The 19407-nt window shown below is 68.6% G+C and carries 16 protein-coding genes; 5 read left to right on the forward strand and 11 right to left on the reverse strand.

Translation table 11 applies throughout. The features are described from left to right. Positions 1-153: 153 nt before the first annotated feature. From hsaB to hsaA, 4 genes are read right to left on the reverse strand one after another with little or no spacing between them, the layout of a single operon-like run. Positions 154-729 (reverse strand): 3-hydroxy-9,10-secoandrosta-1,3,5(10)-triene-9,17-dione monooxygenase reductase subunit, encoded by a 576-nt coding sequence (hsaB, locus tag ACFO6S_RS08445; RefSeq protein ID WP_378415902.1) that lies wholly within the window; start codon positions 727-729, stop codon positions 154-156. Then, positions 726-1628 (reverse strand): iron-dependent extradiol dioxygenase HsaC, encoded by a 903-nt coding sequence (hsaC, locus tag ACFO6S_RS08450; RefSeq protein ID WP_378415904.1) that lies wholly within the window; start codon positions 1626-1628, stop codon positions 726-728. Before hsaC ends, hsaB begins: the two co-directional genes overlap by 4 nt. Continuing rightward, a complete protein-coding gene (hsaD, locus tag ACFO6S_RS08455; protein WP_378415906.1) occupies positions 1628-2509 on the reverse strand; it encodes a 4,5:9,10-diseco-3-hydroxy-5,9,17-trioxoandrosta-1(10),2-diene-4-oate hydrolase in 882 nt (293 codons plus the stop codon). The genes hsaC and hsaD overlap by 1 nt, the downstream gene beginning before the upstream one ends. A gap of 11 nt (positions 2510-2520) precedes the next feature. Then, positions 2521-3696: a 3-hydroxy-9,10-secoandrosta-1,3,5(10)-triene-9,17-dione monooxygenase oxygenase subunit gene (gene hsaA, locus ACFO6S_RS08460; RefSeq protein WP_378415908.1), complete on the reverse strand. Its 1176-nt coding sequence runs from the start codon at positions 3694-3696 to the stop codon at positions 2521-2523. 191 nt (positions 3697-3887) lie between these two features. On the opposite strand from hsaA, the gene ACFO6S_RS08465 reads away from it, so the two are divergent. Then, a complete protein-coding gene (locus tag ACFO6S_RS08465; RefSeq protein ID WP_378415911.1) occupies positions 3888-5060 on the forward strand; it encodes a Rieske 2Fe-2S domain-containing protein in 1173 nt (390 codons plus the stop codon). Next, positions 5057-5395: a hypothetical protein gene (locus tag ACFO6S_RS08470; RefSeq protein ID WP_378415912.1), complete on the forward strand. Its 339-nt coding sequence runs from the start codon at positions 5057-5059 to the stop codon at positions 5393-5395. The genes ACFO6S_RS08465 and ACFO6S_RS08470 overlap by 4 nt, the downstream gene beginning before the upstream one ends. Positions 5396-5474: 79 nt before the next feature. Here the strand turns inward: ACFO6S_RS08470 and ACFO6S_RS08475 are convergent, their stop codons facing one another. Next, positions 5475-6260: a 2-keto-4-pentenoate hydratase gene (locus ACFO6S_RS08475; RefSeq protein WP_378415914.1), complete on the reverse strand. Its 786-nt coding sequence runs from the start codon at positions 6258-6260 to the stop codon at positions 5475-5477. 77 nt (positions 6261-6337) lie between these two features. After that, positions 6338-7945 (reverse strand): FAD-binding protein, encoded by a 1608-nt coding sequence (locus tag ACFO6S_RS08480; RefSeq protein ID WP_378415916.1) that lies wholly within the window; start codon positions 7943-7945, stop codon positions 6338-6340. A gap of 124 nt (positions 7946-8069) precedes the next feature. Here ACFO6S_RS08480 and kstD point away from each other — a divergent pair, with 124 nt between their 5' ends. From kstD to ACFO6S_RS08495, 3 genes are all read left to right on the forward strand, one after another. Beyond that, positions 8070-9776 (forward strand): 3-oxosteroid 1-dehydrogenase, encoded by a 1707-nt coding sequence (gene kstD / locus ACFO6S_RS08485; protein ID WP_378415918.1) that lies wholly within the window; start codon positions 8070-8072, stop codon positions 9774-9776. A 13-nt stretch (positions 9777-9789) separates the two neighbouring features. Continuing rightward, complete coding sequence (locus ACFO6S_RS08490; RefSeq protein WP_378415920.1) at positions 9790-10650, forward strand: MaoC/PaaZ C-terminal domain-containing protein; 861 nt, start codon at positions 9790-9792, stop codon at positions 10648-10650. A gap of 98 nt (positions 10651-10748) precedes the next feature. Next, positions 10749-12542 (forward strand): cholesterol oxidase substrate-binding domain-containing protein, encoded by a 1794-nt coding sequence (locus ACFO6S_RS08495; RefSeq protein WP_378415922.1) that lies wholly within the window; start codon positions 10749-10751, stop codon positions 12540-12542. Between the two features lie 190 nt (positions 12543-12732). Here ACFO6S_RS08495 and ACFO6S_RS08500 read toward each other — a convergent pair whose 3' ends face one another. From ACFO6S_RS08500 to ACFO6S_RS08520, 5 genes are all read right to left on the reverse strand, one after another. Next, positions 12733-14247, reverse strand: a complete 1515-nt coding sequence (locus ACFO6S_RS08500) for an acyl-CoA synthetase (protein WP_378415924.1) — start codon at positions 14245-14247, stop codon at positions 12733-12735. A 47-nt stretch (positions 14248-14294) separates the two neighbouring features. After that, complete coding sequence (locus ACFO6S_RS08505; protein WP_378415925.1) at positions 14295-15923, reverse strand: acyl-CoA dehydrogenase family protein; 1629 nt, start codon at positions 15921-15923, stop codon at positions 14295-14297. Between the two features lie 66 nt (positions 15924-15989). Beyond that, positions 15990-16754: a PaaX domain-containing protein, C- domain protein gene (locus ACFO6S_RS08510; RefSeq protein ID WP_378415926.1), complete on the reverse strand. Its 765-nt coding sequence runs from the start codon at positions 16752-16754 to the stop codon at positions 15990-15992. A 304-nt stretch (positions 16755-17058) separates the two neighbouring features. Continuing rightward, positions 17059-18495 (reverse strand): MFS transporter, encoded by a 1437-nt coding sequence (locus tag ACFO6S_RS08515; protein ID WP_378415928.1) that lies wholly within the window; start codon positions 18493-18495, stop codon positions 17059-17061. Then, complete coding sequence (locus ACFO6S_RS08520) at positions 18492-19328, reverse strand: mycofactocin-coupled SDR family oxidoreductase (protein ID WP_378415929.1); 837 nt, start codon at positions 19326-19328, stop codon at positions 18492-18494. Before ACFO6S_RS08520 ends, ACFO6S_RS08515 begins: the two co-directional genes overlap by 4 nt. Positions 19329-19407: the final 79 nt, after the last annotated feature.

The following is a 19407-nucleotide window of genomic DNA, read 5'->3' on the forward strand; positions in this document are numbered from 1 at the left end:
ATGCGCCGCACCCGCTGCAGCCGGTTGGGCTGCAGCGGGTGCGGCGAATATCAGGGGAAGTGTGAGTGCACCGATCGCAACCCGCGCCAACGTCTTTCGTCGTCCGGCAGTTACGCGCACCACGCTTTACCTCTTCTGTTGTTGTGCGGGCACCTACAGCCAGGTGTCCTCTGTCGTCGCCGTCAGGAACGCCTCGAGGTCGTCCCGCCAGGCCGCCGGCGTCGTCTTGTCCGGCTCGATCCCGGTGTACTGCCCACGGTAGAACAGCAGCGGACGCTCGGTCTTGATCTCGCTGAGCGAGGAGACCCGACCGAAGACCACGTAGTGGTCACCGCCGTCGTGCACGGTCTCGACGGTGCAGTCGATGTGAGCGAGCGACTGGTCGATGATCGGCGAACCCAACGGTGACGGCGTCCAGCCGATCCCGGCGAACTTGTCCGGTTCGCGCGAGCCGAAGCGCGCGCACACCGACTGCTGCTCTTCGGCCAGCACGTTGACGCAGAACTTGCCGCTGCGCTCGATCGCCGCCCAGGAGCGCGAGCCCTTGGTCGGGCAGAACAGCACCAGGGGCGGGTCCAGCGACAGCGCCGCGAACGACTGGCAGGCGAAACCCACCGGCTCGCCGTCGTCGATCGTGGTGATGATGGTGACTCCGGTGCAGAACTGGCCCAGCACCGTCCGGAACTGCCGCGGGTCGAGCGCCGGAGTCACCGCATCGGGGGAACTCACGGCTTCATTCCCACCGTGAAGTCGTGACCCCACAGGCTGACCGCCGTGCTCTCCCTCGCGATCCAGCTCTCGTCCTCGACCTCGCGGCCCTCGCAACCGAACTCGATGTCGAATCCGCCGGGCGTCTTCATGTAGAACGAGAGCATCAGGTCGTTGACGTGCCTGCCGAGGCTGGCCGACATCTTGACCTTCTTGCGGGTCGCCCGATCCAGGGCGAGTCCGACGTCGTCGGAGTTCTCGACCTCGACCATGAGGTGCACGATTCCGGTCGGGTTCGGCAGCGGCAGGAACGCGAGGCTGTGGTGCCGCGGGTTGCAGCCGAGGAAGCGCAGCCAGGCCGGCTCACCGTCGGCCGGACGGCCCACCATCTGCGGGGGCAGACGCATCGAGTCGCGCAGCTTGAAACCGAGGACGTCGCGGTAGAACCGCAGCGACGCCTCGTCGTCGTCGGTGGTGAGGACGACGTGGCCCAGGCCCTGCTCGCCGGTCACGAACTTGTGCCCGTAGGGGCTGACGATGCGCCGGTGCTCGAGTGCCGCGCCGTGGAAGACCTCGAGCGTGTTGCCGGAGGTGTCCTCGAAGGTGATCAGCTCGACGACGCGCCGGTCCTGCAGCTGCTCTGCGGTGCCCTCCTTGAAGGCCACCCCCGCGGCGGACAGGTTGTCCCGAACTTCCTGCAGCTCAGCGGCATTGGCTGTCTCCCAGCCGGAGACCTGCAGCCGGTCCTTCTCGCCCGGCACGATCACCAGGCGGGCCGGGAAGTCGTCCATCCGCAGGTACAGGGCGTCGGGGTTGGTGCCCTTGCCCTCCACCATGCCGAGAACCTTGAGCCCGTAGTCGCGCCAGGCCGCCATGTCGGTGGCCTCGATGCGCATGTAGGCGAGTGAACGGATACCCATCAGTTGCCCCCATCGGAGAGGAAATCACTTGCAAGCCTGTTGAACTCGTCGAACTTCTCGAGCTGCGCCCAGTGGCCGCAGCCGCCGAACACGTGCAGCTGCACGCGCGGGATCATCTTGAGCGCGACCATCGCACCGTCGAGCGGGTTGACCCGGTCCTCGCGGCCCCAGATCAGCAGCACCCGCTGACGCAGCTTGTACGCCTCGCGCCAGAGCATGCCGAGCTCGAAGTCCGCTCCGGAGAAGGACTTCCCCATCGCCTTGGCCGCGGCCAGGGACTCCGGGGTGCTGGCGGCCGCGAACCGCTCGTCGACCAACTCGGGGGTGATCAGCTTCTGGTCGAAGACCATGATCCGCAGGAACGCCTCGAGGTTCTCGCGCGTCGGCTGGTAGCTGAACTTGCCGAGGTTCTTCACGCCCTCGGTCGGGTCCGGTGCGAACAGGTTGACGCTCAGCCCGCCGGGGCCCATCAGCACGAGCCGGCCGGCCCGGTCCGGGTAGTCCAGCGCAAAGCGCACGGCCGCGCCGCCACCGAGGGAGTTGCCGAGCAGGTGAACCCGGTCGGTGATCTCCAGCGTGTCGAGCAGGTCCTTGAGCGCCGAGGCGCTGTGCACGAAGTACTGCGGGTGCTCGGACGGCTTGTCGGAGAGCCCGTAGCCGGGCTGGTCCACCGCGAGCACGTGGAAGTTCTCGGCCAGCACCGGGATGTTCTTCGCGAAGTTCGACCACGAGGAGGCACCCGGTCCGCCGCCGTGCAGCAGCACGATCGTGGGGCCGTTGCCCACACCCGCCTCGTGGTAGTGCAGCTTCAGGTCCGGGCGGACCTGCGCGAAGCGCGAGGTCGACTCGTAGGTGAGCTCGCCGGTCTCGATTGTCGTCATGTGTCTACCCCTCAGACCATCGTGTCTGCGAGCGGCAGACCGAACTCGGCGCCACCGAACATGACGTAGGCGCGCTCGGGATCGTTGGCGGCGTGCACGCGACCGGCGTGCGCGTCGCGCCAGAAGCGCTGGATCGGGGTGCCGTTCTGCAGCGCGGTCGCACCGGAGTTCTCGAAGAGCTTGTCGATGGACGCGATGGCGCGGCCGGTGGCCCGGACCTGGTCACGGCGGGCGCGCAGGCGCAGCTCGATCGGGACCTCCTCGCCGGCGAGGAGAAGGGCGTACTCGTCGGCGACGTTGCCGGAGAGCTGACGCCAGGCCGCGTCGATGTCGCTGGACGCCTCGGCGATCCGGATCTTGGCGAACGGGTCGTCCTTCGCCTTCTCGCCGGCGTAGGCCGCGCGCACGCGCTTGCCCTGGTGCTCGACGTGCGCGTCGTAGGCACCGAACGCCATGCCGACGATCGGGGTGGAGATGGTGGTGGGATGGATGGTGCCCCAAGGCATCTTGTAGACCGGCGCGGTGTTGTTCTCGAGGCCGGGAGCGGTCAGGTCGCTCATCGCCTTGAAGCTCAGGAAGCGGTGCTTGGGCACGAAGACGTCCTTGACGACCACGGTGTTGGAACCGGTGCCGCGCAGGCCGACCACGTTCCACACGTCGTCGATCTGGTAGTCGGAGCGCGGGATCAGGAAGCTGCCGAAATCGACCGGGCGGCCGTCCTTGATCACCGGTCCGCCGACGACGACCCAGTCCGCGTGGTCACAGCCGGACGACCAGGCCCACGAGCCGGAGACCTGGTAGCCGTCCTCGGCCACCACGCCCGCGCCCATCGGCGCGTACGAGGACGAGATCCGCACGTCGCGGTCCTTGCCCCACACGTCCTCCTGCGCCTGCTGCGAGAAGAGCGCGAGGTGCCAGTTGTGCACGCCGAGGATGCCCGCCACCCAGCCGGTCGAACCGCAGGCGCTCGCGATGTCACGGACCACGGTGTAGAAGTCCACCGGGTTGGCCTCGCAGCCACCCCACTGCGCGGGCTGCAGGAGCCGGAAGAAGCCGGCCTCCTGAAGCTCCTTGATCGAGGCGTCCGGGACGCGCCGCAGATCCTCGGTCTCCTGCGCGCGCTCGCGCAGGGTCGGCAGCAGTTTCTGAACCTTCTCGATCACCGCGCGGCTGTCGTGCTCACCCACTGGTACTCCCTCAAGTGTTGGTGGTTGGCTGTTCTTCTGAGACTAGAACACGTTCACATTTGTGTCGAGAAAACGCCCAACCTGCGAGTCCATCCTCTCCGACAGGAACAACCAGCCCGATTGTCTAGCAAAACCGGGCCAAGTTCTATAACGTGTTCTAGTAACAAGACCGAAGGGATGTGAGGGCACAGATGACCGACAGAAGCGGCGCATCCGGCAAGGGTGTTCGTGAGATCGACGTGGGCAGCACCCCGACGCGGTTCGCGCGTGGCTGGCACTGCATCGGCCTGGAGAGCGAGTTCCTGGACGGCAAGCCGCACTCAGTGGAGGCGTTCGGCACCAAGCTCGTCGTCTTCGCCGACAGCGAAGGCAAGCTGAACGTCCTCGACGGGTACTGCCGGCACATGGGCGGCGACCTCAGTCAGGGCACCATCAAGGACGACTCGATCGCCTGCCCGTTCCACGACTGGCGCTGGGGCGGCAACGGCAAGTGCACCGGCATCCCCTATGCCCGGCGCGTCCCGCCGCTCGCACGTACCCGTTCGTGGACCACGCTGCAGCGCAACAAGCAGCTGTTCGTCTGGCACGACGCCGAGGGCAACCCGCCGCCCGCGGACGTCACGATCCCCGAGCTGCCCGAGGTCCTCACCGACGAGTGGACCGACTGGCAGTGGAACCGGATCGTGGTGAACGGCTCCAACTGCCGCGAGATCGTCGACAACGTCGTGGACATGGCGCACTTCTTCTACGTCCACTACGGGTTCCCGAAGTACTTCAAGAACGTCTTCGAGGGCCACGTCGCGACCCAGTACCTGCAGAACCACGGCCGTCCGGACGTGGGCGACATGGGCACCCAGTACGGCGAGTCCGTGCTGGACTCGGAGGCGTCGTACTTCGGCCCGTCGTACATGGTCAACTGGCTGCACAACAACTACAGCGGCTACAAGGTCGAGAGCGTCCTGGTCAACTGCCACTACCCGATCACCCAGGACTCCTTCATGCTCATGTACGGCGTGAGCGTGGAGAAGCCGAAGGGCCTCGACGACGCCACCAGCAACAAGCTGGCGCGCAAGTTCACCGCGGGCGTCGCAATGGGCTTCGAGCAGGACGTCGAGATCTGGAAGAACAAGACCAAGATCGAGAACCCGCTGCTCTGCGAGGAGGACGGGCCGGTCTACCAGCTGCGTCGCTGGTACGAGCAGTTCTACGTCGACGTCGCCGACATCGACGAGAAGATGACGCAGCGGTTCGAGTTCGAGATCGACACCACCAGGGCCGTCGAGGCGTGGCAGCGCGAGGTCGACGCAAACCTCGCCCGCAAGGCCGAGGAGCAGGCCGCGGCCGAGAGCAAGACGGGCGTATGACGATGACCTCGACCTGGGCCAAGGCCCCGAACTTCGCTTCCAGCCCGGCCCAGGTCGAGGCCGTCCGTGCGCAGACCGTCGTCGACCACCACACCTACCTCGAGCAGGGGCTGCAAGAGGTGGAGTGCCGTGCCTGCGGCACCTGCGTACTCGTCCGGAAGAACAGCGCCCGGCACACCAGCATCCAGTGGCAGGCCGATCCCATGCAGGCGTGCCCTGAGTTTGCCGGCGCAGGCGGGCGCACCGGGTCGATGCAGACCTGCCCGCGCCTGATCAGCAGCATCGACCATGCCGTGATGGAGGGCATCGTCGAGATCCGCGACGCGGCCGAGTAGCAGCACGTCGAGAAGGGGCGCGCATCCGACTGGATGCGCGCCCCTTGCCGTTTGGGCCGACTGAAAGCTGCCGGACCGGCTACTTGAACTGCATCGACACGGTGCCGAGTCCGCTGAAATCGGCGTGGAAGTAGTCGCCCGCGGACGCGTCGACGGCCCGCGAGCACGCGCCCGGCAGGACGAAGTCGCCCGCCTTCAGCCGCACCCCGTAGGCCTCCATCTTCCGCGCGATCCAGGCCACCGCGTTGGCCGGATTCCCGAGGACCGCATCGCTGCGCCCCCAGGCCACCTCCGTGCCGTTGCGCGAGAAGACGGTGTCGATGGCGGTGAGGTCGATGTCAGCCGGTGCGACCCGGGCCGCACCGAGCATGAAGCTGCCGCAGGACGCATTGTCCGCGATGGTGTCGCACCCGTTGATCATCCAGTCCGCGATCCGGCTGTCGATCAACTCGATCGACGGCACCACGTACTCCGTCGCCGCGAGCACGTCCTCGAGCGTGCACTCCGCGCCCGGCAGGTCCGCGCCCAGGATGAAGCCGACCTCGACCTCGACCTTCGGCGAGCAGAACCGGGTGACGTCCACCGGAACCTCCTCGGCCGAGGCCATGTCGGCGAACAGGTGACCGTAGTCGGGCTCGTCGAGGCCCACCATCTCCTGCATGGCCAGCGACGTCAGGCCCACCTTGTGCCCGAACAGTTTTCCGCCTGCGTCCAGCCGACGACCGACGTTCAGCAGCTGAATCTCGTAGGCGTCGTTCTCGTCCAGGTCCGGGTACTGCACCGAGAGCGGTGCGATCGGTCCTCGACCAGCCTCTGCAAGCCGCAGACGCTCCGCAATTACCACCCGCAAGTCCGTCGAAAGCATCGGCCATCCTTTGCGTTCGCCCGCGAGTCCCCCAACGGACTCGGAATCTCGTTCGAACTCTACGAGCAATCCGTGTGCTAGCTGGCAGAATTGACCGAGTTCCGCCGAGAGGCGTGGGCCGCTGCTCGGCGTCCCGAGAACACGCAATCCGCGAGCGACAGGCCGCTGACGTACGAGTTCGAGCAGATCCCGACGGCCGTGCGGCCGGCCGCGTAGAGACCCGCGATCGGCTCGCCGGAGGCCTCGAGGACCGCTCCGGTGTCCTCGTCGACGACCAGGCCGCCGAGGGTGATCATCGGGAGCGGGTTGGTCAGGCTCTTCTTCAACGACACGTCGAACATCGAGTACGGGCCGGCGCCGACCGGGCGGCGGAAGTCCGCGGGCTTGCCCATCGGATCGGCGGTGCCGGCGGCGATCGCCTCGTTGTGCGCGGCAACGGTGGCGGCCAAACCGGCCGGATCCACCCCGACCTTCGCCGCCACCTCGTCGAGGGTGCGTGCGGTGGTCCGCTCCACCCGCAGCAGGGTCTCGGCCTGAATCCGCTGGAACCAGTTGGTCTGACTGCTCAACTGCGCGCGCGCATCCTTGACGAGGTCCGCGTCCGCGACCAGCCACCCGTTGCCGCCGCGCTCGGAGATCATCGCGTGACCCAACGCGGCGCCGTACCGGGACTCGTCCACCATCCGCTCACCCCGCCGGTCCACCAGCAGGGACCCGAGGTAGGCGCTGGTCGGGACGATGAACCGCCACGCCGAGATGTTGGACATCTTGGCGGTGGCACCGCCGACGTCGGTCCCCATGAAGATGCCGCTGCCGTCGTCCGCGGCCGTGCCCAGCGCCAGCCCGCCGCGGTAGTTCGGGGCGTGCTCGGCGACCATCGCGCGGTTGGCGATGAAGCCGCCGGCGCTCAGGATCACGCCGGAACGTGCCTGCACCCGGATCGGCCGGCCGTACCGGGCCTCGATCCGCTCGACCCGCTTCTGCAGAATCTTGCGCATCGGCGGGTAGTAGATGCCGGGCTTGGCAGAGAGCGCCGCGAGCCGCGCGTGCTCACGTCGCACCCGGGCCGGCGCCCCGCGCAGGCTCAGGCACTCCACCCCGATCACGGCGCCGTCGTCGTCCGTCAGCAGTCGCACCGCACGCGTCTGCTGCTCGAGCCGCAGCCCCTTGGCCAGCGCGGAATCGATCAGCGGCCCGTAGAGCATCTTCCCGGAGGTGCCCTTGCCCTTGGCGCGGTGCCCGCGTGGAGCGGGCGGCGCGACGTCGCGGAATCCGCCGGCGGCCTCGCTGCCCGAGTAGTAGAGGTAGTACTTGTCGGTCGGGTAGGACGTCTTGAACGGGCACAGTGACGCCTCGAAGGGCACGCCGTTGCCGGCCAGCCACTCGATCATCCTCGGACTCTCGTCACAGAACCGGCGCAGCGTCTCCGGGCGGACGGCGTCGCCGACCTCACTGCTCAGGTACGCGAACATCGCGTCCGTGGTGTCCTCGATGCCGGCCTCGCGCTGCACCGAGGTGCCGCCGCCGGCGTAGACGATGCCACCGGAGATCGCGCTCGCCCCACCCCCACCGCAGCGGTCCAGGGCGAGCACCTCGGCGCCCGCATCCAGGGCCTCGAGCGCTGCGGACACTCCCGCCACGCCAGTTCCGACCACCACGACGTCCGCGGAAAGATCCCAGGCCACCGTGCACCGCCCTCTCGTTGCTGCAACGTGTTTTCGTTGTGCGCGTCCGAAACGCCCGATCCCAGGAATACTTCCTGGCAGAAAGGATGGACGACGACTACCCCGATTCTATAACGTGTTCTACATGAGCAAGCAGGAATACGACGTCGTCGTTGTCGGAAGTGGCGCCGCGGGCATGACCGCGGCACTGACCGCAGCCCACCAGGGCCTGAGCGTGGTCATCGTCGAGAAGGCCGCCCACTACGGCGGATCCACCGCTCGATCCGGTGGCGGGGTGTGGATCCCCAACAACGAGGCACTGCAGGCGGCCGGGGTGACCGATACACCGGAAGCCGCCCGGTCGTACCTGCACGCGATCATCGGTGACGTGGTCGCGCCCGAGCGGATCGACACCTACCTCGACCGCGGCCCGGAGATGCTGTCCTTCGTGCTGAAGAACAGCCCGCTGAAGCTGCAGTGGGTGCCCGGCTACTCCGACTACTACCCCGAGGCACCCGGCGGACGGGTCGGCGGACGCTCCGTCGAACCCACCCCGTTCGACGGCAACAAGCTCGGCGCCGACCGCAAGAACCTCGAACCCGACTACGTCAAGGCCCCCAAGAACTTCGTCATCACCCAGGCCGACTACAAGTGGCTCAACCTCCTCATGCGCAACCCTCGCGGACCGCTGCGCGCGATGAAGGTCGGCACCCGATTCATCGCCGCCAAGCTGATGCGCAAGGACCTGCTCGTGCGGGGCCAGGCACTGGTGGCCGGCATCCGGCTGGGCCTGCAGGACGCCGGTGTGCCGATCCTGCTGAACACGCCGCTGACCGAGCTGTACACCGAGGACGGCGCCGTGCGCGGCGTGAAGGTCCTCGTCGACGGCGAGGAGCAGGTCATCCGGGCCCGGCACGGCGTCGTGCTCGGCTCCGGAGGCTTCGAGCACAACGACGAGATGCGCAAGAAGTACCAGCGTGGACCCATCGGCACCGAGTGGACCGTCGGCGCCAAGGCGAATACCGGCGAGGGCATCGAGGCCGGCCAGAAGGTCGGCGCGGCAGTCGACTTCATGGACGACGCCTGGTGGGGCCCGTCCATCCCGCTGACCGGCGGCCCTTGGTTTGCCCTCTCCGAGCGCACCCTGCCGGGCTCGATGATGGTCAACACCTCAGGCAAGCGCTTCGGCAACGAGGCCGCGCCCTACGTCGAGGCGACCCACATGATGTACGGCGGCAAGTACGGCCAGGGCGAGGGCCCCGGCGAGAACATCCCCACCTGGATGATCCTCGACCAGCGCTACCGCAACCGCTACACGTTCGCGGGCATCACCCCCCGCTCGCCCTTCCCCGGCCGCTGGCTCAAGGCCGGCGTGGTGGTCAAGGCCGGCACCATCGCCGAGCTGGCCGAGAAGACCAACCTGCCCGTCGACGCGCTGACCGAAACGGTGGAGCGCTTCAACGGCTTTGCCCGTAGCGGCAAGGACGAGGACTTCGGCCGCGGCGACAGCGGGTACGACGCCTACTACGGCGACCCGCGCCTGAAGAACCCGAGCCTCGGCGAGATCAGCAAGGCCCCGTTCTACGCGATCAAGATGGTGCCGGGCGACCTCGGTACCAAGGGTGGCATCTGCACCGACACCGAGGGTCGCGCACTGCGCGAGGACGGCACCGTGATCGAGGGCCTCTACGCGGCGGGCAACGCCAGCGCCCCCGTGATGGGCCACACCTACGCCGGCCCCGGCGCGACCATCGGTCCCGCGATGACCTTCGCGTACCTGGCGGTGCTCGACATCGCCGGTCGCGTCAAGGCCGGCACCACCGATTCCGCCTCCGCCGCCACCACGAACTGAGAGGGGTAAGCAGTTGCCCATCAACCCCGACATCGCGGTCGGCGCCGAGCTGCCCGTCCAGGAGTTCTCCTGGGCCGGTTCGGACGTCCAGCTCTACCACCTCGGCATCGGCGCGGGCGCCCGCCCGCTCGACGCCCGGGAGCTGAACTACCTCACCGACGGCAAGCCGCAGGTGCTCCCGACCTTCGCCACCGTGGTGGCGAACATCCACGCCACAGAGGCGCCGAAGGTGTCCTTCCCCGGCGTGGAGATCGACCTCGCCAAGGTGGTGCACGGCAGCCAGGAGGTGACCGTGCACCGGCCGATCCCGGCCGAGGGCAGCGCCCGCACCACGACCCGGATCTCCGAGGTCTGGGACAAGGGCAAGGCCGCGGTGATCGTCCAGGAGTCGGTCACCACCGACCTCGACGGCAACCCGCTGTGGACTGCTCGCTCGTCGATCTTCGCGCGTGGTGAGGGCGGTTTCGGCGGCGAGCGCGGGCCGTCCGACAGCGTCGCCCTGCCGGACCGGGAACCGGAGTTCGAGGTGACCGTTCCGATCCTTCCGCAGCAGGCTCTGCTGTACCGGATGTGCGGCGATCGAAATCCGTTGCACTCAGATCCGGAATTCGCCTCCGCGGCGGGCTTCCCTGCCCCTATCCTGCATGGACTGTGCACTTACGGAATGGTGTGCAAGGCGGCCGTCGACGTGGCCTTGGAGTCGGACGCATCCCGAGTGAAGGGCTACCGGGCACGGTTTGCCGGGGTCGTGTACCCGGGCGAGTCCCTCCGGGTTCGGATCTGGCAGGACTCGGGCCGCCTGCTGATCTCGGCCACTGTGCCTGAGCGTGAAGACTCACCCGCCCTCGCGGACGTAGTCCTCACTCTCGCCTGACATTCCGTGTGCCTGCCGCCCGGTATACCCGGGCGGCAGGCACACGTGTACAAACTTCATCGACGCTCAAATAACTACCACCGCAACGGAGTACACGCATGTCGGCATCTCACGACGAACAGGCCGGGCTGTCTCGGCGAGGCTTCATCGCCGCAGGCGCGGGCGCGCTGGCCGCCACGGCCATCGGCGCATGGACCCCGGTCTACGCCGTCCCCGTCCGGACCCAGGGATCCGCCTCCGGTTCCGCTGCCTTCTCGGGATCCGCCTCCGGTTCCGCCGCCAGTCTCCCCACGCCGCCGGAGTTCCCCGAGGGCATCGACCTGGCCCAGCAGGCGTACCAGAACTGGTCCAAGGAGATCATCCTGGACAAGACGCTGATCGCGTTCCCGAACAGCGCCGATGACGTCGTGCGCCTGACCAACTGGGCCCACGCCAAGGGCTACACGCTGCGTCCGCGCGGCGCCATGCACGGCTGGACGCCGCTGACCGTCGTGAACGGCGCGCCAGTGGACAAGGTCATCCTCGTCGACACCATCAAGCATCTCGGCGGCGTCGTCGTGAACCAGGGTGCGGTGAACACCGTGACCGCCGGTCCCGGTGCCACGCTCTCCGAGATCACCGATGCACTGCAGGCAAAGGGCCTGGGCTTCGCCAACCTGCCGGCGCCGGGCGTGCTCACCATCGCCGGCTGCCTGGCCGTGGACGCCCACGGCGCGGCGCTGCCCGCCGACGGCCAGGCGACCCTGCCCGGCCACACCTACGGCTCGCTGTCGAACCTGGTCACCTCGCTGACCGTCGTCGCATGGAACGGCACCGAGTACGCGCTGCGGACCTACGACCGCAGCGACGCGGCGATCAACCCGCTGCTGACCAACCTGGGCCGCACCTTCATCACCTCGGTGACGCTGCAGGCCGGCCCCGCCTTCCGGATGCGCTGCGAGTCGTTCACCGACATCACCTGGCAGGAGATGTTCGGACCGAAGGGTGCCGAGGGTCGCACCTTCGAGTCCTACGTCGCCAAGAACGGTGGCGTGGAGGCGATCTGGTACCCGTTCACCGAGAAGCCGTGGCTGAAGGTGTGGTCGGTGGCCCCGGAGAAGCCGGCCACCTCCAAGGAGGTCAGCGGGCCGTACAACTACCCGTTCTCGGACAACCTGCCGGAGGGCGTGGCCGACCTGGTCGGCAAGATGAACGCGGGCCTGCCGGGCATCGCGCCGCAGTTCGGCAAGATCATGTACAACACCACCGTCTCCGGCCTGAAGAGCGACAACGCCTCGGACCTGTGGGGCTGGGCGCCGGACCTGCAGTACTACATCAAGGCCACCACGCTGCGGCTGACCGAGGGCGGCGGCGCCGTCGTCACCAACCGTGCCAACATCGGCCAGGTCATCCACGACTTCGCCACCTGGTACAACGAGCGCATCCAGCACTACAAGGGCCAGGGCAAGTTCCCGCTCAACGGCCCCGTCGAGATCCGTTGCTGCGGCATGGATCGCATCCAGGACCTGCAGGTGCCGACCGCCGGTGCCCCGACCATCTCGGCGATGCGCATCCGCGACGATCATCCCGACTGGGACACCGCGATCTGGCTGAACGTGCTCGGCGTGCCCGGCACCAAGGGCATGTTCGCCTTCTACCGCGAGATGGAGCAGTGGATGCGCGGGCACTACGCCGGCGACACCGCCGTCTTCCGTCCCGAGTGGTCGAAGGGCTGGGCGTTCGGACCGGAGAAGCCGTACACCGACGGGCCGATCATCTCGACCGACCTGCCGAACAGCTACCGCGACGGCCTGCCGAACTCGGACAACTGGGACACCGCTCGCGCGGCGTTCAACCAGCTTGACCCGCACCGGGTCTACAGCAACACCTTCATGGACCAGCTGCTGCCGTAGTACCCCCGCAGTACCCGTTCCACCGACGCCGGTGGTGTCCGCGTTCACGCGGACACCACCGGCGTTTGCGTTCGCGCGGCAGGGGTTTGCGTCAACACGGCCGGCGCGGCGCAGACGACCCGAGCCCGGAACGACCAGGGCCGGCCGTGGCAATGCCACGGCCGGCCCTGGTGTCAGGCAGTCGTTCCGGTCAGCCGTCGGACGCGCAGGCGGCCACCCGATCACGCAGCGCGTTCTTCTGGATCTTGCCGGTCGCGGTGGTCGGCAGCGCCTGGAGGAAGCACACACTGGTCGGCGTCTTGAAGCCGGCCAGACGTTGCCGGGCAAACGCGATGACCGCCTCCTCCGTGAGGTCCTCGTCATCCTTCGCGACCACGAACGCAACCGGGGTCTCTCCCCACTTCGCGTGTGCCGCACCGACCACCGCCACGTCACGCACCTGTGGCATCTCCGCGATCACCAGCTCGACCTCGCGGGTGTAGACGTTCTCCCCGCCGCTGATCAGCATGTCCTTCCGCCGGTCCACGAGAGTGATGAAGCCGTCCTCGTCGACCCAGCCCAGGTCGCCGGTGTGGAACCAGCCGCCGCGCAAGGCTTCCGCGGTCTCCTCCGGGCGCATCCAGTACCCGACGAACACATTGTCCCCTCGCACGAGGAGCTCACCCACCGTGCCTACGGGTACGTCCTGATCGCGGTCGTCCACGACCCGAATGTCGATACCGAACAGCGACCGGCCGATGGAACCCGCCTTGGTGCGGATGTACTCGGCATCGAGCTTCGCGACCGACGGCGCGCACTCGGTCATCCCGAAGCCCTCCTCGAACGGGATTCCGAGATCGGCGAAGAACTCCAGCACCGCGATCGGAGCCGGCGCTCCGGAGGTGAGCGCACAGTCCAGCGAGGACAGGTCGTAGCGCTCGAGATCGGGCACCGCCGTCACCGCCTGCCACATCGTCGGCACGAGCAGCAATTGGGTCACCCGTTCCGCGGCAACCAGATCCAGGACGGCGGTCGGGTCGAACGACGGCAGGATCACGTTGCGTCCGCCCAGGTAGATGAACGGCAGCGTGTGCAGACCCAGCCCACCCATGTGGAACATCGGCAGCGCGGTGATGGTGACGTCGCTCTTGCGCAGCCCGAACGCCGACGTGACGGCGGCGGCATTCGCGCGCAGGTTCTCGTGCGTGAGCATCGCCCCCTTGGGACGGCCGGTGGTGCCCGAGGTGTACATGATCACCGCCACGTCGTCGCGGTCCACCTGGGAGGGCACCGGCTCCTGGCTCCCGTCAGCCAGCAGGGTGTCGTACTCCTCGCCCAGGGTGACGACGTCGCGCACCCGCACCCCCGGCTCCGCCAGCGCGGCCGGTACCTGGGCGAACTGTCCGTGTACGAACAGCAGTTCCGCACCGAGATCGGCCAGCACGTAACCGATCTCCGGCGCCGTGAGCCGCACGTTGATCGGCGTGAAGATCGCCCCGAGCTTTGCGCTGGCGAACAGGACCTCCAGGCACTCCACCGAGGACGCGACGACGGCCGCGACCCGGTCCCCGCGCCGGACCCCGAACCTGGACCGAAGCTGATTGGCCAGCCGGTCGGTACGGTCGTTGAACTCGCCGTACGTCCAGGACCGTCCGTCGTAGACGAACCCGACCTTGTCCCCGCTCAACTGGGCGCGCTGGACCGCCCACTCACCGATTCCCTGCATTGATCGACTCCCTTACGTTGTGTGGGTCCGACTCGGAATGTGTTCGCTCAGCCGACCTTCGGGGTGATGCGGCCCAGGATCGCCGTGAAGTCCACGCCGCCGGGCAGGGTGCCGTAGACGCTTCCGCGATCGCCGTCGAGGCGGGTCGCCACGAATGCGTCGGCGACGGCCGGGTCGCCGAACCGGATCAGCAGCGACGCCTGCAGGACGAGCGCCATCCGTTCGATGACCCGACGGGCCAGGAACTCGGCGCCCGCGAGATCGGTGAGCTGAGAGCGGATCTCGGCCACGGCGCGCTGGATGCTGGGCTGGGGGCCTGCGAGGGCGACCTCGTCGAAGAACGCCTCCACGGACTGCGGGCTCTTGGCCATCGCACGCAGCACGTCGAGTGCCGCCACGTTGCCGCTGCCCTCCCAGATGCCGTTGAGCGGGGACTCGCGGAAGAGTCGCGGCATCTGCGACTCCTCGATGAAACCGTTGCCGCCGAAGCACTCCAGCGCCTCCGCCGCGTGCGCGGGCCAGCGTTTGCACACCCAGTACTTCCCGATCGCCAGCGCCAGTCGCAGGAACCTCGACTCCGCCTCGTCGCCGCGGGTGGACCGGTCGTGCGCTCCGGCCAGCCGCATCATCAGCAGCGACGCGGCCTCGGATTCCACCGTGAGGTCCGCGAGCACGTTGCGCATCAGCGGCTGGTCGATCAGGTAGCTGCCGAAAGCCTTGCGATTTCTCGCGTGGTGCGCGGCCTGGGTGACGCCGCGGCGCATTCCCGACGCCGCGCCGATGAGGCAGTCCAGCCGAGTCATGTTGACCATCTTGATGATGGTCGGCACGCCCCGGCCCTCCTCGCCGATCCGCCAGCCGACCGCGTTCTGGTACTCGATCTCGCCGGACGGGTTCGAGCGGTTGCCCAGCTTGTCCTTCAGCCTCATCAACCGCACGTCGTTGAGGGTTCCGTCGGGCAGGACGCGCGGCACCAGGAAGCAGGTGACACCGGCCTCCGTCTGGGCCAGGGCCAGGTAGAGGTCCGCCATGGTGGCGGAGGTGAACCACTTGTGGCCGACGATCCGGTAGCTGCCGTCCGGCTGCTCGGTCGCGCGGGTGGTGTTCGCGCGGATGTCGGAGCCGCCCTGTTTCTCGGTCATCGACATCGTCGCGAGCAGGCCGGCCTTGCCGAGCGGCGCCGTCAGGCCCGACTCGTAGAAACCGTTGGACAGCAACGGCTCGTAGGTGGCCGCCAGCTCCGGGGTGTCCCGCAGTGCGGGGATCGCGGCGTACGTGGCCGAGATCGGGCAGGTGTGACCGGCCTCGACGTTGGACCAGACGTAGAACTTCGCGGCGCGGGCGACATGGCTGCCGGCCCGGTCGTCCGACCACGGCGCGCCGTGCAGGCCGTTGGCCACCGCGGTGGACAGGAGGTTGTGCCAGGCCGGGTGGAACTCGATGTCGTCGATCCGATGGCCGAATCGGTCGTAGGGCTTGAGCACCGGCGGGTTCTCGTTGGCCAGACGACCCCAGTCCTGCACCTCCGCGGTGCCCGCCAGCTCACCGAGCGCGCTCACCTCATCCATCGACCACTCTGCGCCCTCGCGGACGAGCCCGTCCATCAGAGTTGCGTCGTCGGCCACGTTGTGGCCCTCGAGCGGGTTGGCCTGATTGAAAACCTCATGCGTCTGCATGGCTGCCTCCTTCGACTACAAGGGGACATTACGTATTTCAAACAGTCGATGTCAATGAGTAATATTTCAGCTCTCCGCGGCGCCCCCGATCTCGGGAATCGAGACGAATTCCTCCTGGTAGGCGGCCCACGCCCCGTACACTCGCGCCCCCGACCACGGGTCCGGCTGCAACCGCGAAGGCAACACCGGATCGGTGAGCAGGTGGCGCACGATCGCCGTGGCCACTGTGAAGCGGTCCACAGCGCTGTCCGCCAGGTCCATCAGGTCGAGCAGCCGGCAAGACTCCGCCTCCCACTCGGACAGGTCAAACAGCGTGGCGGCCAACTCGACCGGGTCACCGGCCGGCCGGCCCCGCAGCACTTCCACCGGCTCGGCGGTCAATTCGAGCGGGCGGACCAGGTTTGCCGGCCGCAGCCACACCCCCTCCCGCAACTCGGCCAGGCGCAGTCGGGCCAGAAGGGCCCGCAGGGTGGCCCGGTCGCCGGGGTCCCGCCCGCTCCCGGTCACCACCACGATCTCCCACTCCCCGTCCCAGTCCCGGGTCTCCTGCCGCACCTCGTGCAGCACCCGCTGACGGCGCTCGAGCAGGGACGAACTCAGGTGGAACCCGTCGGCGGTCCGGATCAGGTCACCACCGGTGACCATCCGGCTCAACGCGGCCCTGGCCGCGGACTCCTTGATGCCGAAGGCCCCGGCCGCACGGACCACCTGCGCCGGCGTCGGCCGCACGGGGTGGTTGCTGACGAGCAGGCTGAGGATCACGCCGCGCGCCGTCAGGCGTGGCAGATGGGCCTGAAGGTCCAGTGCCGAAGAATCGGTGGTGCCGTCCACGTCCGGTCGCTCCTCGCTGTGGTGTCGGGCAACCGCACCCACCCCGGACGTCCCCGGGCGCGGGCCACGAGCAAGCCCTGTCGAGCTCGTCCCGGCTGCCGATAGTTCCTCGCCACACCGTAGGGCGCGATCGGGTCGGAACGGTCCGGGGCCCGCCGAGAACCGGCCTGCCCAGCCGGCCGACACCGCGACCCCCGCCGAATGAACGGACCGTTCATGCGATCACATCGAATGAACGGAACCGTTCATTCGATGTGGCGGGCGGCGGCGAACGGTGGCGGCGGGCGGCGGGCGGCGGGCGGCCCTAGGCGCGCGAGCGCATCGGGACCGCGACGGCGATCACGGCGGCCGCGATCGAGGTTCCCGCACCGATCAGGTACATCGTGTGGAATGCCGAGAGCGTCGGGACGGTCACCCCGGCCACCGTCAGAGTCGACGACGCCAGCACCGCTGCGCCGACCGCGCTGGCGGAGGACGTGCCGACAGACCGCATCAGGCCGTTGACGGAGTTCGCCGACGCGGTCTGGTCCCGCGGCGCGGCCTCCGTGATGAGCACCGGCATGGCGGCCATCGTCAGGGCGACGCCGCCGGAGATGACCGCGGCGCTGACGGTGATGACCGTGACGGTCGACTCGGCGAGGACCCGCAGCAGGTAGCCGGCGGCGATCACCACCGCGCCGGCGAACAGCGTGGTCCGGGCCCCCCACCGGGCCGTCATCCGGGCCGAGAGCGGCACCAGCACCAGCATCGCCACCCCGCCCGGCAGCATCGCCAGCCCGGACGCGGCCTCGGACAGCCCGTGCCCGAAACCGCTCTCCACCGGGGCCTGCAGGTGCTGGGTCGCCGTGTATGCACTGAGGAACATCGCGAAGCCGAGCAGCACCGCGCAGATGTTGGAGACCAGCACCGGGCGCAGCGTCGTCGTGCGCAGGTCCACCAGCGGCTGGGGCACCCGCAGCTCGTACGGCACCCACATCGCGAGCGTGAGCAGGCCGATCCCGACCAGCCCGAGGATCGTCGGGCTGGTCCACCCCCACTCGCCGCCCTTCGACACGGCCAGCAGCAGCCCGGTCAGGGACACGGACAGCAGCAGCGCGCCGACCTGGTCGAACCGCCCGCCGGACTTGACCGGGGACTCCGGCACCACCCACAGCAGCAGCACCAGCATCACCACACCGACCGCGGCGGTGACCCAGAACAGCCAGTGCCAGCTCAGGCTCGCGTGGATGACCCCGGCCATCGGCATGCCGAACATGCCGCCGATGCCGAGCGCGCCGCTCATCAGCGCCACCCCGACCCCGAGCCGGTCCGGCGGCAGCACGTCCCGCATCAGGCTGATCCCGACGGGCAGCAACGCGACGGCGAAGCCCTGGAACACCCGCCCGACGACGACGCCCTCGAAGGAGCTGCTCAGCGCGGAGATGACGGCTCCGACGGTCATCACCGTGAGGCAGAGCAGCATCATCGCCCGCTTGCCGTACATGTCGGCCATCCGGCCGACCAGCGGCGTCGCGACGGCGCCGGTCAACAGGGTCGCCGTCACCAGCCAGGACGCCGTGGTGCTCGGCACGTCGAGCGCGACCGCGAAGTCCGGCAGGATCGGCACCACCAGCGTCTGCTGCAGGGCCACCACGACGCCCGAGAGACTGAGGACACCGACCACCGCCCGCTGCCGGGCCACACCCGCCACGACGGCGGGTGCGACGGCAGCACTGCGCGACGTGTCCTCAGTGGCGCTCACCCGGTGACGCGGGCGGCGTTACCGGCGTCGATCGGCAGCACGGTGCCACTGATGTGGGCGCTGGCCTCGGCGGCGAAGAACAGCACGGCGCGGCTGATCTCCTCGGCCTCGAGCCACGGCACCGGCTGCGCGTGCAGACTCTGGAACACCGGCGCGACGTCCTCCGCCGTCGGCGCGTCCAGGTCCGGACGCATCAACGAGTAGAGGGCGTCATTGTGGATCATCGGCGTCGAGATGTTGCCCGGCGCAATGACGTTGACGGTGATGCCGTGGCCGGCGAGGTCCAGCGCCGCGCTCTTGGACAGACCGATCACGCCCCACTTGGACGCGGCGTAGGCCACCATGTTGGTGTTGCCGGCCCGGCCGAGCATCGACGAGATCGTGACGATCCGGCCGTAGCCCCGCTCGATCATGCCGGGCGAGACCGCGCCGAGGGTGTTGAAGACGCCGGTCAGGTTCGAGTTGATGGTCTCGTCCCACTGGGCCGAGGTCATCGACTGGATCGGCGACGCGACGGACACGCCCGCGTTTGCGACCGCGATGTCGATGCGCCCGAACTCGGACTCGGCCCGGGCCACCAGGGCATCCATCGCCGCCCGGTCCCCGGTGTCGGCCTTGACCGCGATGCAACGGCGGCCGGTGGCCTCGACGAGCCGAACCGTCTCGGCGAGGTCCGCCTCGGTGGCGAGCGGGTAGAAGACCTGAGCGCTGTCCTCGCAGCGGTCGCAGATCACCACGTCGGCGCCTCGCTCGGCGAAGGCCACCGCGTGCGCGCGGCCCTGCCCGCGCGCGGCTCCGGTGACCAGTGCGACCTTGCCCTGGAAGTCGTCCATAGTGCTGCACTCCTCGCGTCGAATGGTTCTGTCGTCATCACTACTCCTGCGCGCCCCGGCCCGCCGGACATGTCCCGCC

It is taken from the genome of Rhodococcus kronopolitis (assembly GCF_042654025.1).
In the GTDB taxonomy this organism is placed as follows: domain Bacteria; phylum Actinomycetota; class Actinomycetes; order Mycobacteriales; family Mycobacteriaceae; genus Rhodococcus_G; species Rhodococcus_G kronopolitis.

Bases quoted from the DNA above. Each gene is read 5' to 3' on its own strand.
- hsaC (WP_378415904.1), bottom strand. From the start codon at position 1,628: ATGGGTATCCGTTCACTCGCCTACATGCGCATCGAGGCCACCGACATG.
- hsaD (WP_378415906.1), bottom strand. From the start codon at position 2,509: ATGACGACAATCGAGACCGGCGAGCTCACCTACGAGTCGACCTCGCGC.
- ACFO6S_RS08465 (WP_378415911.1), top strand. From the start codon at position 3,888: ATGACCGACAGAAGCGGCGCATCCGGCAAGGGTGTTCGTGAGATCGAC.
- ACFO6S_RS08470 (WP_378415912.1), top strand. From the start codon at position 5,057: ATGACGATGACCTCGACCTGGGCCAAGGCCCCGAACTTCGCTTCCAGC.
- ACFO6S_RS08475 (WP_378415914.1), bottom strand. From the start codon at position 6,260: ATGCTTTCGACGGACTTGCGGGTGGTAATTGCGGAGCGTCTGCGGCTT.
- kstD (WP_378415918.1), top strand. From the start codon at position 8,070: ATGAGCAAGCAGGAATACGACGTCGTCGTTGTCGGAAGTGGCGCCGCG.
- ACFO6S_RS08495 (WP_378415922.1), top strand. From the start codon at position 10,749: ATGTCGGCATCTCACGACGAACAGGCCGGGCTGTCTCGGCGAGGCTTC.
- ACFO6S_RS08500 (WP_378415924.1), bottom strand. From the start codon at position 14,247: ATGCAGGGAATCGGTGAGTGGGCGGTCCAGCGCGCCCAGTTGAGCGGG.
- ACFO6S_RS08505 (WP_378415925.1), bottom strand. From the start codon at position 15,923: ATGCAGACGCATGAGGTTTTCAATCAGGCCAACCCGCTCGAGGGCCAC.
- ACFO6S_RS08520 (WP_378415929.1), bottom strand. From the start codon at position 19,328: ATGGACGACTTCCAGGGCAAGGTCGCACTGGTCACCGGAGCCGCGCGC.